The sequence below is a fragment of the Ruegeria atlantica genome, from assembly GCF_947495585.1.
In the GTDB taxonomy this organism is placed as follows: domain Bacteria; phylum Pseudomonadota; class Alphaproteobacteria; order Rhodobacterales; family Rhodobacteraceae; genus Ruegeria; species Ruegeria atlantica_G.
The window spans coordinates 30,465-45,005 of sequence record NZ_CANLZK010000007.1 but is presented as its reverse complement, the minus strand read 5'-3'; the positions used below and the strand labels follow the sequence as shown (position 1 = coordinate 45,005).

Here is a 14,541-nt window from a genome sequence, read left to right as displayed (position 1 = left end):
CCCTCAGGAGGCAGGCAATGGACAAACCTGACGAAACACTGGTCATGCGGTCGCGCGACTTTTGGGCAGCAATTGTTCTTATTACAGTGTCCGTCTTTTTTCTTTGGAAGACATCGGACATTCCACTTTGGGGCGAAAACCGCGCAGGTGTAAGTGGATCGGATTGGTACAACTCGGCTGCAATTGTACCGCTGTTCATCTTCGGTGGATTGCTTAGCTTGTCCTTCGTTTTGCTGGCTATTTCAATCCGCTCAGGTGGGGCCCAAAACGCGCTCAGTGCCTTGGGCATCGGATGGGATAAGTCGGAAGCCTATCGAGCTTCTACAATAGGCCTGATCCTTCTTGCATATGTCGTCGGACTGGTTCCCAGAGTGGACTTCATTCTGTGTTCTGGGTTGCTGATTACAGCTCTGACTTACGGCTACTACGGGGGTCATGCGCGGCGTGCTTTGGTGGCCTGTAGCGCGGTTGTCTCTGCCGGGCTATTTGCGTTTGCTGTATTTCCCGCGCAGGCGGACTGGAACGCACACAGTGATGATTGGTTTACACTGGCCTTATGGGTCTCGCTCACACTTGTGGTGTTGAGCAAGGCGGTTTCCGAACGCGTTTTGCGATTCGTTCCGTTGGTGGCAGTACTTGCCCCGTTCATTCTGGTTTGCGCGATGGCCTTTGTTTTCCGACAGAACGTGCCCGCGCGCGGCGGGCTGATCTTCGAGCAAATCGAATACCACTACTACGCGACGCTTCGTCCGCTATGGAAAGATTGACCGGATGGACTTTATCCTTTCGCAACTGGCTGGATTTGGGACCGCATTCGTGGGCCTGGCAGTAGACCCGCTGACCTATCTGTATTTGATCGCATCCGTGTTCCTGGGCATCACATTCGGCGCATTGCCCGGCCTGACCGCAACGCTGGCAGTGACGATCCTGACGGGTTTCTTCGGCAACAAGATCCCATTGGACTATTCGCTTATCGCTTTGCTCGGGGCCTATGTCGGCGCGATTTACGGTGGCTCTTATCCGTCAATCCTGCTGAACATTCCGGGCACGGCGGCCAGCGCGGCGACAGCCATGGATGGATACCCTCTGGCCAAAGCGGGTCGAGGGGGCGAAGCACTAGGGCTGACCACAACGGCCAGTTTCATTGGCACAGTTATCGGGACCATCACGCTTTTGATTTTCGTGTGGGCGCTGCTTTTGGTTTCAAAGAACATCGCAAGCCCGGAGAAAGCGTTGCTGGCCCTTTTCGGCATTCTGCTTTCTGGCACTTTGATGAGCGAAGACCTGGTGATTAAGGGATGGATCGCTGGTTTGATCGGGCTTGCGATGTCCATGGTGGGACTCGACCCTTTGTTGTCTGAGCCGCGCTATACCTTCGGCTGGTCTTACTTGATGAGCGGGTTTCAGGTCGTGCCAGTTTTGATGGGGGCCTTCGCCATTCCCCAAATCATCGACGGTTTAAGGCACGTTGAGGCCGGGAAAGTTCTGGCCCTGAAAGGTCGCATCCTTCCGAACCTACGCTCCATCCGACGATACCTGCCCACCATTGGCCGGTCAGGAGTGATTGGGACCGGGGTAGGAGCGCTTCCCGGCGTGGGCGAAGATGTCGCCGGTTGGGTCAGTTACGGTGTCGGCAAGACCTTATCTGCCGAGGGCGACAAGTTTGGAAAAGGGTCATTGGAAGGTCTGCTGTGCTCTGAAACAGCAAACAATGCCTGCATTGGGGGCGCGCTAATCCCGCTTTTGGTGTTGGGCATTCCCGGTTCACCACCCGCCGCGGCTTTGATGGGGGCTTTCAAGATCAACAACGTGATCCCAGGTCCGACGATAGACCCCGAGATCATTCTGCGCGTGGTTGCAATACTTGTGTTGGCCTCCCTGACAATGTTCCTTATGGGCCTGTTCACTGCTCGGGTTTTCATCAGAATACTCGCCATCCCGCAGACTATCTTCTTGCCCGTCGTTATGGTTCTGACAACAATCGGGTCTTTCAGCGTCGGTGGTGGCATCAATGATCTTTACCTGATGCTTGGCGTCGGCACCGTTGCCTATTTCATGAACCTGATGAAGTACCCGATCGCGCCATTGGTTATCGGGGTTATTCTGGGCAGCCTGTTTGACGAAACCTTCCGCCGGTCGCTGTTCTTGTCGGACGGGGATCTTTCGGTCTTCTTTTCACGACCCGGTGCGGCCATTCTGCTGGTGCTCAACATTGGTCTGATCCTCAGCCAGCTGCCCGTTGCAAAGCGCGCTTTCTCACGTCAGAAAGGACTTTCTGTCTGATGTTTGTAGTCACTGTCACTTTCACTCTCAAACCCGGTACGAGAGACACTTTTTTACCGCTGATGGTCGCAAACGCTTCAACCTCTTTGCGTGACGAAGCCGGATGCCAGCAGTTTGACGTTTGCCTCGGCGACGATCCCGAGGCAGTTTTTCTCTATGAGGTTTATGATGACAGCGCGGCCTTCTCTGTACACCTAGAAAGTGCGCATTTTCGGTCCTTCGATACGGCTGTGGCTGATATGATCGCCACCAAGGTGGTTCACCAGTATTCCGAGGTCATCCGATGAACGATTGGGAAATCCATGCCGTGAAATACGCGGATCGCAACGCCCGGACGCGAGCTGATAGTTTCATCATCGATGATAATCACGACGCGCCTCATGCGATGGATTATTTCGTTTGGGTGCTCAAACGGGGCAACAAAGTCATTTTGGTGGATACTGGTTACGATACCGAAGAGGCCGCCGCCCGTGGTCGTCCTATCGCGATGGATCCTCGCGAGGCTCTGCGGCCCTTAGGCATTTCGCCGGAAGCGGTAACCGAGGTTATCGTGACCCATCTTCATTATGATCACGCGGGGGGGCTGCATATGTTCCCGAACGCGAAGTTGCATATGCAATCGGCGGAGATGGCCTTCGCCACAGGCCCCTGCATGTGCCACGACCATCTGCGCGCACCTTTCACGGCGGGCCATATTTGCGAGGTCATAAAGCGTCTCTATTCAGGCAAGGTCGTGTTCTACGATGGAGATGCCGAGATTGCAGATGGGATCACGGTGCACTGCATCGGTGGGCATTCGCGCGGGTTGCAATGCGTTCGCGTGAGAACGGCAGCCGGGTGGATGGTACTCGCCTCTGATGCCTCGCATTACTATGAGAATTTTATGGCGCGCAAAGCCTTTCCCATAGTCGTCGACCTGCAGGACATGATGGATGGATTTAAGACGCTCGAGAGGCTGGCCTCGCATCCTCGACTTATCGTGCCCGGCCATGATCCACTTGTGCGTGAGGTTTATCCCGTCGGTGCGGCACCGCATATCCATAGGTTGGATTTCGGGCCAACCAGGGACATCAAATTATGAAAATCGGCGTCATAGCGGACGACTTTACCGGTGCGAGTGATATCGCGAACACCTTGGCAAAGGGCGTTGAGCCTGAAGGTGGATTAAGAACCGCGCAGTTTCCAGGTATTCCGGATCTCCCAGCCGGCGAGGAGATCGAAGCGGGTGTCGTATCGCTCAAGAGCCGCACTGCACCGGTCGAGGAAGCTGTTGCAGACAGTCTGAGTGCCTTGCGGTGGCTCGTGGACCAAGGATGCCAGCAGTTCATCTTCAAATATTGTTCGACCTTTGATTCCACGACGGCGGGAAACATCGGTCCCGTTGCGGAAGCGCTGGCCAACGAACTGGGCGCGGAAAAAGTGATTTTCTGTCCGGTCTTTCCGACAACGGGGCGTACTATCTATTACGGTCATCTCTTTGTGCTTGGTAAGCTGTTGCACGAGTCTGGGATGGAAAATCACCCTCTTACTCCGATGACGGATGCCAATATCAGGCGATGGTTGCAGCATCAAACCGACGAAGTGGTTGGGTTGGTGCCAATTGACACTGTGAAGCAAGGTTCAAAGGCGATTGCTGATGCTTTGCAGAAAGCCGACGAACGATTTGTGATCGGCGATGCGATTTCGGATGAAGATTTGTTGGCCTGGGGCGAAGCTCTAAAGGATGCCAAGCTCATTACTGGGGGATCGGGTATAGCGCTGGGTCTACCAAGAAACTTGCTGAGAGAGACTTCATCCAAAAGTGCTGGCAGTGCGTTCACTGGTATCGCAGGGCCTGCCGCGATCCTTGCGGGTTCTTGTTCAGGTGCGACCCGCGGGCAGATCGATGTTCATGCGAAATCCCATCCAACCTTCGCCATTGATGTTCCGGGTGTCATGTCCGGGGATGTGACCACGCAAACGCTTCTGGATTTCTTTAAAGCGCATCCGGGTCAGGCGCCGCTCGCATATTCATCGGGAAGTCCGGATGATGTGCGAGCGATCCAAAATCAATTTGGTCAGGAAGCTGTAGCGAACAGGCTGGATAATCTCTTTGCAGAAACTGCACGGGAACTTGTCCAAACGGGTTATGAGCGCCTTGTCGTGGCCGGAGGAGAGACGTCGGGAGCTGTCGCCCAGGCTGTCTCTGAGGCACTGGGGTCACCGGCCATGTCAATTGGGACAGAGATTGACCCGGGCGTACCTGTCCTGAGCGTTGGAAAAACTGAACCCATTGCGATGGCTTTGAAATCCGGAAACTTTGGCGCTCCGGATTTTTTCGCGAAAGCGCTGAGAATGATGGAGTCGGGCAAATGAGCTCTGAAGAAATGGCGCTGCGGCAACAGATGTCGGAGCTGTGTGCCTCGCTGTTTGTGCGTGGCTTTTCCGTTGGCACTGCGGGCAATGTCTCTGCGCGTTTACCGGACGGGATTCTCATGACGCCAACGAATTCGACTTTGGGCAATGTTGACCCCGAGCGAATTGCCAAGATTGATTTGGATGGCAACCACGTTTCCGGAGACAAGCCGACCAAGGAGGTCTTTCTGCACCAAGCCTTCTATGAGACGCGGCCGGAAGCTGGTGCAGTGGTGCATCTGCATTCGACCTGGGCCACCGCACTGTCGTGTCTGGAAGACACCGATCCCAATGACTGTATTCCGCCGCTTACACCATACGTGGTCATGCGAGTAGGCACGGTTAAACTGGTTCGATACGTTAAGCCGGGTGATCTAAAATCCGGTGATTTGATCCGCGAACTGGGCGGCAAGTATAGTGCTGTTCTGCTGGCTAATCACGGTCCCGTCGTATCAGGAAAGAATCTCTTTTCAGCGGTCTGTGCAGCGGAAGAGTTGGAAGAAACAGCCAAGCTGTTCGTGGCACTGCGGGGTATGCCAACCCGGATGTTGGATTCAGAACAAGTCGCTGAACTCAAAGAGACTTTCGGAAGGATGTAGTTGGACACCGATAGGGGGAGAGTGCAAACTTTTGGGTAAATCGTGCAAAAATATGCGCAAATACCACGCAATGTTATGGGCAAGAACACCTGAATTTAATGATTGAAATCAATAGCAGAAGCGCAGCGTTATGTGCGTCCCTACAGATTTTGTAGGATCACCCATAATCGTTCGCGACGCCCTTAAACATTCGCGAACGACCCCAACCGTTTGTTTAGGAGAATTTGACGGAATTCCAGGACTCGCGATAAATGTCACCGCTAGATTAAATACCACTTTCCGAAGAAGCGGACATAAGAAGAGCCGTCAAGCATCTTTCTATAGGCCTCACTTCCCACCGCTCTTAAGTTCACTATTGTGTTGAATGTGGCTGTTGGTCTTGAACTCAACGCCCCTCCAACTGGTTCGTAGTCGCTTAATGATGTGGAGATGCATGAAGTAGCACCGCTTTTGCCAAGTGCAGGTGAAACGAATAGCGACGTTTTTCTCTCAAGTGTCTCAAAGCTATTCTGCGAACTGTTTCCAGCAAAGGTTCAAAACTTGATCCGAAAACTGGCGCCTTGCTTTGGGGTCATTGTTTCAATCGCTACACCTGCCTGTTTCAAAACAGCGGTAACAATGGATAGGCCCAAACCAGTGCCGCCTTGGTCCCGTCTGGTTGTGAAGAATGGTTCTGTGATGCGTGCACTGTTTCGCGGGGAAATGCCCGCACCATTGTCGGAAACGATCAGGCTGTTTGAAGCCGCGTCAAAACTGATGTCGACACGTGTTGCGCCGTGTTGAAACGCGTTTTGAAGAAGGTGATGCAGAACGATATGGCCCTGATCTTTGGACAAAGGCAGGTACGTTTCTGGCGGCGCGTGCAACTCGACAACCTTTTCTGAAAACACGGCAGACGCCGCCTGGACCATATCCACCAGTGACGTTGGGGTTGGGTCAGTTCGAATACTGGCCCGGGCCAGTTCACGAAGACGGCCCAGCAAGGCGTTCATACGCAGACCTTCTTGCTGAATGTTATGAACCAGTTTCTGGTTGCGATCACCGGATACCGCTGACGGCCCATCAGACAACAGCTCTGCCGCACCCAAAATTGCCGTGACCGGCGATTTCAACTCATGGGTTACGTGGCTTGTGTAAGTCTCGATCGCAGTCGACCGCTCTGATAAGGTTGCAGCCATCGAAACGACGTTGTTACCCAGTTCCGCCAGTTCCTTCACGCCATAGTGCTGCACGGGATCGGGGATCGGTTTCAATCCGCTGGCGACATCTTGGCTTTGACAGCTGAGATCGCGAATTGGCTTCGAGATCAGCCGCCACATCATCCAACCGACCACAGCTGCAGACACCAGCATGAACACCACGACAGAGCCAAGCGTGAACCGTTCCTGAAACAGGAATTTTCGAAGGTCCATTGGCGTGCGCGACAGGTAAACGGCCCCGATGACCCTGTCATTCAACACCACCGGGTGGGCGACAAACACGCGGTATGAGGTATCGCGACTGATCGAGTTCAGCAGGTGCCGCTTGGATGTGTCATTCCGGTGCCGCAGCAATGAAACGGTTTCACCATGCAGCGCTTGCGACACTTCGGGTACATGCAGAAAAGACCCGCTGGCTGATCCACTGCTGGCGATGATCCGCCCAGAGTGATCCATGAAAACATACCCCGACAGAGTGGTTTTCTTAGCCGACCTCGCCAGCTGTGACAGTGATTGCGAGATCTCCGAATACGGCGCGTCCAGCGGTTCATCACTTGAAACCGGGTCGGGACGCGGCGGCGAGACCTGACCGCGAAACAGGTCCAAACTGGCTGGGATGGGATGAAAGTCCTGAGTAAGGCGTTCCATCTGCTCAGTGGACAAACTGTGGCCGACATCGGGTGCGGCCTGGATCTCAGAAAAGGCCGTGGCATAGATTTCGGCAAAGATAACGGCCTGAGACAAAAGACTGCGTTCGGTTTCGCGTGCAAACTGGTTGCTGGACAGGCGGGCACCCAAAACACCAATGATCGGAAGGGTCACAAGGGCGATGCAGACCAGCGAAATCACCAGCGCAAGCGGCGGTCGCCATTTTTGCGTTACGGTCAGCACTGGCAAACGCCCAGCTTCACCCCGACCCCGTGCACGGTTTGAATCAAATCTGGATATCCCAAAGTGCGCGCCTTCTGACGGATATTACGGATATGGCTATCCACCGTGCGACCAGACAGATAGGTGTTGTGGCCGTAAACTAGCTCGATCAGTTGCGCGCGCGCATAGACGCGGCTTGGTGTTTTGGCCAGGATCGACAAGACCGCGAATTCGATCCCGGTCAGCTGGACCTCGGCCTCGGCAAGGGTGCAGCGATGCGCGCTATGATCCAGTTGCAGATCCTGAAAGACCGTCACGACGTCGGGCGATTTTGTGTCGGCCGAGCGGGCAAGGATGGCCTTGATCCGCAGCACCAGTTCGCGCGGGCTGAAGGGTTTGGTGACATAGTCATCGCCACCAAGCTGAAACCCCAGAATGCGGTCAATCTCATCATCTCGTGCCGTCAGAAACAGGATCGGCACGGTTGAGCTTTTGCGCAATTCCCGGCAGGCCTCCAACCCATCCATTTCGGGCATTCCGATATCCAGCACGACCAGATCGGCCGGGGTATTGCTAAAAACCTCCAATGCGTCCTGACCAGTGGATGCTTCGGTTGTTCGAAAGCCGGAATCTTCCAGCGCAAAGCGTACGACATCGCGAATACGGGCATCATCATCTACGATTAGGATGTTGTTCACTGTATGCGTCCGCCGTCGAAATATTACCGAAGTCACGATCAGAGATCATACAGCCATTGTCCGGGTCAAGTGGAGCTTGCACCAGTTGTCTGCGCCAGGTGAAATCATCCCCCAGCCACCAGGCATCGGTGCGCAGTTTGTAGGGTATCGCTCTCATGCCGAAACCCGCCGGCCTCGGTTCAGGCGCAGCGCGCCCAAAGCCATCAGCATAATCAGTCCGAAAATCGTTTGAGGCTCAGGCGTCGAAGACCCGCTGAACGCTGTTTTGGGATATGCTGCTGGGCCAACGCCCGCCACCTGCGGCAAGGCCACCGGCTTGGTATCTGTTGGCGCGTCGTCGGGGTTTACGACCATTTTTGAAACCGCAACAAATGAGGTGAACTGCGTCTGAAGATTGAATTTCAGCCCTAGATCGGTGATTTGCGCTTCAATCTTTCTGGGATCGCCAGCCTGCACCGCCATGGCGCGGTCAAGATCTGCAATTTTGGAACGTGCCCAGGTCAGTGGGATCGCAGTGCCCTGATGCGTATCACTTTCTGGACCGGATTCTGTTGGCAGGACTGTCGAGAGTGGCATCTGTGCTTTTCTACCTTGCACCAGGCCATTGATCGTGATGTCCGCAGGCCCGCCACCTTTGTACCGAGCCATAACCCGGATTGAGCCGCCATCGAACAGGTCGGGAATATGTTGTGGCACCACTTCGGTGACATTCAACCCGCCCCAATCAATGGACACATCCGTCAGCACCGGCGATTTCAGATCCCGGGCCAGTGTGTCGGCGACATCCGAGGCGTGCTGGGTCGGATCAACGTAGCGGGCATAACCGCGCCCCTCTTCGGCCATCGCGTCCAACAGATAGCGGTTTACTGCAGTACCCACGCCAAAGGCATAGATACGCGCATCGCCGATCTGTTGCCGGATTGTGCGCAACACGCGGGATTCCTGCCCAATATACCCATCGCTAAGGAAGACGACGATGCGCAATGTGTCGGCAGGTTGCCGCGTTGCAAAGGCATGACGGATTGCGTTGTCGATTTCTGTACCACCCCCGGCGCGTAGACTGCGCACGTAGCGCAAACCGGACTGGATGTTACTGCGTGTGGCAGGAACGGCTTGGGACGCGAACTCGGACGCGCCTGAGGAAAACCGGATCACGCGGAAATAATCCTCGGGGCGCAGACCTTTCAACGCGGCCTCCATAAACCGCTTGCTGGCATCCAAAGGCGCGCCGCCCATTGATCCCGAGGTGTCCAGCACAAAGACCAGCTCTCGTGCAGTTATCTGATCCGACTGCGGGATTTTTGGAGGCTCAACCAGCACCGATACAAAGCCACCCCGGTCATCATGGTGGGCCAGCACTCCGGCTGTCGCTTCATCACCACCAAGCACGTAGCGCAGAACAAGATCGCGGTTGTCGATCACCCGCCCGTGCTTAAAAGAGGCGCTGATTACCCCCTCTGTCTCCTGGACTTGCAGATCATGCGTGGCGCTTGTCAGATTGGAAACGGGAACTGCTCCGCGCAGATTGAGGTTCAGCGAGACCCGAGCGGGTTCAATTGTATCGGGGTTCGTCAGGCGCGGAACCAGAGGGTATTGCGGTAGCTCGGAAACCGTCCAGCCATCGACTTCGGTTACGGTAGAAGTGACCGGTTCTTCACTATGGAAATCAGCCAACTCAACGCCCTGAGACGTTTGGTCAAAATTCACCGCCCCTTGATAGCGCGGCCCGACGATCAGAGGGAGTACCAGCTCAAAAGCCTCGTCTATCTTAGGGACGGCCTGCACATAACTCAGCGTCACAGTAATCGGCTGCCCCGGCATCAGATTGGCGACGTTCTGCGTGAACATGTTGGGACGATGCTGGGTCAAAAGGGCAGCGGCTTTGCCCTCTTGCTTTGCTATCTCAAAGGTTTGTTCGGCCTCGTGCTTTTGTTGGATCTGCGCCTCAATAACTTCGTCGCCCACCTGCATCTGCATCGCGTAGACGGCGGCTTTTTGGTTGAGGGGGAACAGATACTCCGCCGACATCGGACCGTCCGACGGGTTTATGAACACCTGCCGCACCTGAACGGTTGCCATATCGCCCTGAATATCAACGGAAAGGTCTGATTTCAGCAGGGGCAGGTCCAATTGACCAGCCGTTCCATTGCCGATCAATCGACCCGCGATGTCGTCTTCGGGTTGGGCGTACGCAGCCGCGGGGAATAGCAGAAAAACAAAAGCAAAATGCCGTATCATATGTCCGTTCCTTTGATTGTGTGTATGTCGAGCGCTGCAATCGCGGCAGCGTCGAGTTGGGCGCGCAAGCTCGTGTCTAAGGCCCATGGGGTTATCCTTTGCACGCTGCTCCAGGTGCCGCCTGATCCGTTCAGCCAGCGCCAGATCGCTTCGCCCACGCTGGGTGTGACTTGCCCGTTTTGTGAGACGTAGCTAACCGCAACCAGCCATTGGTCCCCGTCCGGGCCGGTGGCCCGGTAATAGGCGCTGGGCGCGCCGTCATAGCGTGTGCCCAGAAACCGAACCTTGTAGCCAAGACCCCGCAGGCAGATTTCAGGGGCGTGCAGATGTCGCAGCGGCGCGCGCGTGCTGACCACATTCAGCCCCAGTGGACCGAATTGAGCCTTTTGCGCGTGTCCGCCATAGGCTTCGAAGTAATAAGCTTCCATCTGTGTCAGGGGCACTTTCTGCCCCAGATATCCTTGGATTTGTGCGGGCAGATTCGGAGTTACGACACTGCCTGAAACATCCACTGGGTTTGCCTTGAGAGACACGATCGCAATGCTGCCGATCAGGCATGCAAACCCCGCCAGTGCCCTGATGGGTTTGGGCAGAATGAACTGCTTGGGATGTGCGTGGCTTTTGTGCGTGTTTCTGGTGCGGGGCCGATAGAACAAGGCAAAAGGCGCAACTGTCAGGCCAAGGGTCACCACCCCGATAAGGCTGTGCCAAGGCTCGGCCATAACATCCAGACCACGTGCAAGCCCAATCGCCAGCAGCGAAATGCGCAGGCTATTGCCCAAGGTGGCGCATCCGATCACGGCCAACAGGCTAAGGCCACCGACATGCCATCGCGGGCGCATAACTGCGTTCTGCGTAACCACGAAGGCCAGCGACAGCAAAAGCCCCGAGGCTCCGGAACACGGCAAGTCCACCAGAATATCTCTCTGTTCCAAGGTGATGCGCACGCCGTCGCAGACAACATTCGAGAACAGTGCACTGAGCATGTGGCAGGACAGTTCCGCGGAAACCATCTGCAACGGGAACCCAAGTGTGCGCTGCAAGACCATTTCGGTCGGCAAGGAAAACAAGAACAGCGTGGCCATCCAAAACGGCGACAGCGCAAAAGGGCGCCGATTCAGCTGCAGCAACCCGACCAGCGCAAAAACATCCAAAGCAAGCGCAAGAGCGCTGAGAATATTGATCGCCAAAACCTGCCCCAGAAACCGGATCAAAGCCGCCAAGAGCAACAAGGCAATCGCTGGAACGTCAGAGCCTGCCTCTTTCCGGCGGCCGCTCAGCAAGCTCATCCCGGCCAGGCTCAAAATCAGTAGGACATAGACATACCCAAAAGACCCATAAGCCGGGCTAAGCCAGCTTCGAACAAGCCATTGCAAAGGTTGCGCGGCCAGAATTGCAGAGGCAATCGCGAAGGCGCCCCATGCCAGCGTATCTGCGGTCAAGTGTTTCATGCCGCCAGAAGTGACGGGTGAATGCGCAGTTCCCCTGCCCAAGATGTGCAGATTTTGATGAGGTCCTCTTAGCTGAGGTCCTTGCCGCGATTGTTATCTAGGCTGAAATACAAGGTTGCGGACCAGCCTATTAGCCAATGCGTCAAATCTTGAATTAAGTGAACTGTATGGCGTATCGCAAAACGCCACTATTTGCCGTTTTTGATTCGAGTTCAGGTTCTTTCAAGGTGCTGCTGTGTTTAGGCGCTGCCTGTCCGAATTGCCTGAGCGTTTGCTCTTTTGCACGTCGCCTCTTGGGTCAGTTGTGCCATGATCCTTCAAGTCGACGATCTCAGTACGAATTTCCAGATCCGCCATTGCGCCTTCAACCAGGGGCCTTGTCAGCTCTGCCAGGCAGGGTCGCGCACCAGCATTCACGTTGTCATGTTCTCGCAGGATCGCGCGGCACATGACACCGGGAACAAAAGGACCGTGCCCCTTTTCCGCGATCAGCTTCCATTTTCGGGTCAGGCTCTGCCCGGCGCGCTTGCCGGAAACACTTACCTGCATACCGCCTCGGTCACTTCCGAAGGCATAAAGCGCTTTTGAAAGAACGTAGAGCGCAGAATAGGCAATGGCCGGTAATTCAAAGTGCCCGTACTGCCTGAGTTTAGCCAGCAGATGTAATGCCCAGTTCATCAACGGAAGTTCCAGACCCGCACGAAACATGACGCTCTTCGCGCCTGTCTTTTCCGGCAGCAGTGCGATGTCGGGAACGTCGACGCTGTATCCGGCGCGCCTCATACCCGGTTCCAACTCATACAACTTGCGATCCGTCCATCCGCTAGTTGTTTCCCAGGCACCATTGCGCCACACCTGATGCCGCCGTCCGACACCGCTGACAATACTCTTGATAACGGACATGCCTCGCGGTGCCCGGTTACCTGGCAGGATTGCGATGTCGATAACATCAACTTCATCCAGATCTTCGATCAAGTCTTCGACGATACAGGAAGACAGACCGGGTACGCTGGACGCACCGGAAAGGGCAAAAACACCTGCGGTTGTTGCTTCGGTGTTCAAAGCACCAATACCCTTCGTGAACTTGGCGCTGTCAGACAGATCAAGATAGTGGCAGCCATGAGCGATACAGAGTTTCGGGACTTTATACGAATCATCACCATAGTGTTGGAACGGTCCTGCCGCTTCAATCACAACGTCTGGCTTAACGTCGAAAACGGCCTCTGGTGCTTTGCCAATGTCCAACTTCAGGGTTTGTGCCCCGAGTTCCTGAGCCAGAGCGCGGCCCTTTTCAGGGTGTCGCCCGGCCAGCCAAAGCTGATGCCCATCACGTGCCAGCAATCGGGCCGTCAGGGATCCGAAAACACCGTATCCGCCGATAATCACGACCTTCATGACGGGACACTCCCGATAACCTCAGCATCATGAAAGGTTGCGTCCTGCCAGATCAGCTGACCAAAAAGCGGATGCATCAGTTCCAGAGTGAACCGGAACTGTCCACCCCCAAGTTCTTCGTGACCCACCACAAGCCCCCCAGGACAGACCCACCGTGGCAGAGGCAGTCGGTTTTGCCCCAGTTTAAGGAAGTAACGGTCGCTGACGAAATAGAGACCGTTCGCTGTGCTTTCGAGCTTTAGCGAGATGCCGATCCCAAAGCCGATATATTCTTCCAATCCGGTTGGCCCGGCAAAGCGTTTTGAGCTGCCGACCATCTGTGGAAACCCGGCCGCCCGACCATATTGCCGGATCCAAAACTGCCCGCCCGTTGCCGCATCTTCGGTGACGGTGACCACGGCGGATCGACCGACCGAGGTGCGATCAAACGGCAGCGGTGCCCCGATCACGCGCAGGGCAAAGGCCAGCGCACGCCCTGCGTGGTTCATCCGCATTTGGGTCACGCGGCCCTGATAGGCAAGGCTGGCATCCCCCAGCAGACGCTTGCTGAACCGGCGCTGAATTGCTTTGGGCAGGCGAGACCATGCCGAAGCCCCCAGCAAGTTTTTGAACCGATCATCCAGACTGCTGACCGCATCGGATTGCGGTTGAGCCGGCTTCGGGCCTGGCGGCGCTATCTTTTTGCTAATTTCGATCATTCTGTTTTTTCCGTCAAAAGAGAAATTATGGGACAAATTTTTAGCTGCTTTTTTTGCCTCCGGTGAAGCTGAGCAGGGAAACGACTTTGGTTCCCATTTTCATCAACATTACCAGTTTCGGACGGGGCACAGTAAGCATATCGCTGAACCACGTATCGGCGGTGGCCAGAAATTCTTGCATGTCCTGCATGCGCCGCAACGCTGTTGGGTCAAGACTGCTTTCGGTTTCAGCCTGGGCCACGCACGCGCGCAGGGCTTGTGTCGCCGGATCAATCTCGCGTTCCTTGCGCCCTTGGGCGATGCGGATCCCCATTTCCCAGACATCCACTTCGGCCTCATAATGCTCGCGCCGGTCGCCTGGCACCGGAATGCGGCGAATGAGGCGCCAACTCACCAATTCTTTGAGCGAGTTGGACACGTTGGATCGCGCAATGCCCAACGACTCGGCGATCTGCTCGGCATTAAGGGGTTTGGAGCTAAGATAAAGCAGCGCGTGAATCTGCGCCACAGAGCGATTGACGCCCCATTGATTGCCCATATCACCCCAATAGAGAATGAACTGGCTTGCAGCGTCTGATTTCGTTATGTCATAAATTTCTGTCATGACAGAAATATCAGATAAGATTGAGCGAAAATCAAGACCTTTGTTGATTCAATGACACCTAATCTCGTGCTGGCGCGACGGCCCAATGTCCAAAGGCGATCGAACAGCTGAT

General features: G+C 55.3%; 13 protein-coding genes. 6 read left to right on the top strand and 7 right to left on the bottom strand.

What is annotated here, in order from left to right; all coding sequences use genetic code 11:
* Nucleotides 1-17: 17 nt before the first annotated feature.
* Genes QMP16_RS13325 through otnC form a run of 6 tightly spaced genes read left to right on the top strand, consistent with a single transcriptional unit; the run spans nucleotide 18 to nucleotide 5,276 of the window.
* The gene (locus QMP16_RS13325; RefSeq protein ID WP_282152775.1) at nucleotides 18-767 is read left to right on the top strand and encodes a hypothetical protein; all 750 of its coding nucleotides are present in this window, start codon (nucleotides 18-20) and stop codon (nucleotides 765-767) included.
* 4 nt (nucleotides 768-771) lie between these two features.
* Nucleotides 772-2,283 carry a tripartite tricarboxylate transporter permease gene (locus QMP16_RS13320; RefSeq protein ID WP_282152774.1) on the top strand — a complete coding sequence of 504 codons (1,512 nt, stop codon included), beginning with the start codon at nucleotides 772-774 and terminating at the stop codon, nucleotides 2,281-2,283.
* The gene (locus QMP16_RS13315; protein WP_282152773.1) at nucleotides 2,283-2,570 is read left to right on the top strand and encodes a putative quinol monooxygenase; all 288 of its coding nucleotides are present in this window, start codon (nucleotides 2,283-2,285) and stop codon (nucleotides 2,568-2,570) included. Before QMP16_RS13320 ends, QMP16_RS13315 begins: the two co-directional genes overlap by 1 nt.
* Nucleotides 2,567-3,364 (top strand): N-acyl homoserine lactonase family protein, encoded by a 798-nt coding sequence (locus QMP16_RS13310; protein ID WP_282152772.1) that lies wholly within the window; start codon nucleotides 2,567-2,569, stop codon nucleotides 3,362-3,364. Before QMP16_RS13315 ends, QMP16_RS13310 begins: the two co-directional genes overlap by 4 nt.
* Nucleotides 3,361-4,638, top strand: coding sequence for a 3-oxo-tetronate kinase (gene otnK / locus QMP16_RS13305; RefSeq protein WP_282152771.1), 1,278 nt, complete (start codon nucleotides 3,361-3,363; stop codon nucleotides 4,636-4,638). The genes QMP16_RS13310 and otnK overlap by 4 nt, the downstream gene beginning before the upstream one ends.
* Nucleotides 4,635-5,276, top strand: a complete 642-nt coding sequence (gene otnC / locus QMP16_RS13300; protein ID WP_282152770.1) for a 3-oxo-tetronate 4-phosphate decarboxylase — start codon at nucleotides 4,635-4,637, stop codon at nucleotides 5,274-5,276. Before otnK ends, otnC begins: the two co-directional genes overlap by 4 nt.
* Nucleotides 5,277-5,809: 533 nt before the next feature.
* Here the strand turns inward: otnC and QMP16_RS13295 are convergent.
* The 7 genes from QMP16_RS13295 to QMP16_RS13265 all read right to left on the bottom strand — a co-directional run bounded on the left by QMP16_RS13295 (nucleotide 5,810) and on the right by QMP16_RS13265 (nucleotide 14,429).
* Nucleotides 5,810-7,366, bottom strand: a complete 1,557-nt coding sequence (locus QMP16_RS13295) for an ATP-binding protein (RefSeq protein WP_282152769.1) — start codon at nucleotides 7,364-7,366, stop codon at nucleotides 5,810-5,812.
* The gene (locus QMP16_RS13290) at nucleotides 7,360-8,043 is read right to left on the bottom strand and encodes a response regulator transcription factor (RefSeq protein ID WP_282152768.1); all 684 of its coding nucleotides are present in this window, start codon (nucleotides 8,041-8,043) and stop codon (nucleotides 7,360-7,362) included. The genes QMP16_RS13295 and QMP16_RS13290 overlap by 7 nt, the downstream gene beginning before the upstream one ends.
* A 153-nt stretch (nucleotides 8,044-8,196) precedes the next feature.
* Nucleotides 8,197-10,281 carry a VIT and vWA domain-containing protein gene (locus tag QMP16_RS13285; protein WP_282152767.1) on the bottom strand — a complete coding sequence of 695 codons (2,085 nt, stop codon included), beginning with the start codon at nucleotides 10,279-10,281 and terminating at the stop codon, nucleotides 8,197-8,199.
* Nucleotides 10,278-11,732: an exosortase T gene (xrtT, locus tag QMP16_RS13280; protein WP_282152766.1), complete on the bottom strand. Its 1,455-nt coding sequence runs from the start codon at nucleotides 11,730-11,732 to the stop codon at nucleotides 10,278-10,280. Before xrtT ends, QMP16_RS13285 begins: the two co-directional genes overlap by 4 nt.
* Nucleotides 11,733-11,954: 222 nt before the next feature.
* Entirely contained in the window at nucleotides 11,955-13,127 is a 1,173-nt protein-coding gene (locus tag QMP16_RS13275) for a saccharopine dehydrogenase family protein (RefSeq protein WP_282152765.1), read from the bottom strand.
* Nucleotides 13,124-13,825, bottom strand: coding sequence for a DUF4166 domain-containing protein (locus QMP16_RS13270; RefSeq protein WP_282152764.1), 702 nt, complete (start codon nucleotides 13,823-13,825; stop codon nucleotides 13,124-13,126). Before QMP16_RS13270 ends, QMP16_RS13275 begins: the two co-directional genes overlap by 4 nt.
* Before the next feature lie 40 nt (nucleotides 13,826-13,865).
* A complete protein-coding gene (locus tag QMP16_RS13265) occupies nucleotides 13,866-14,429 on the bottom strand; it encodes a GbsR/MarR family transcriptional regulator (RefSeq protein ID WP_113790432.1) in 564 nt (187 codons plus the stop codon).
* Nucleotides 14,430-14,541 lie beyond the last annotated feature (112 nt).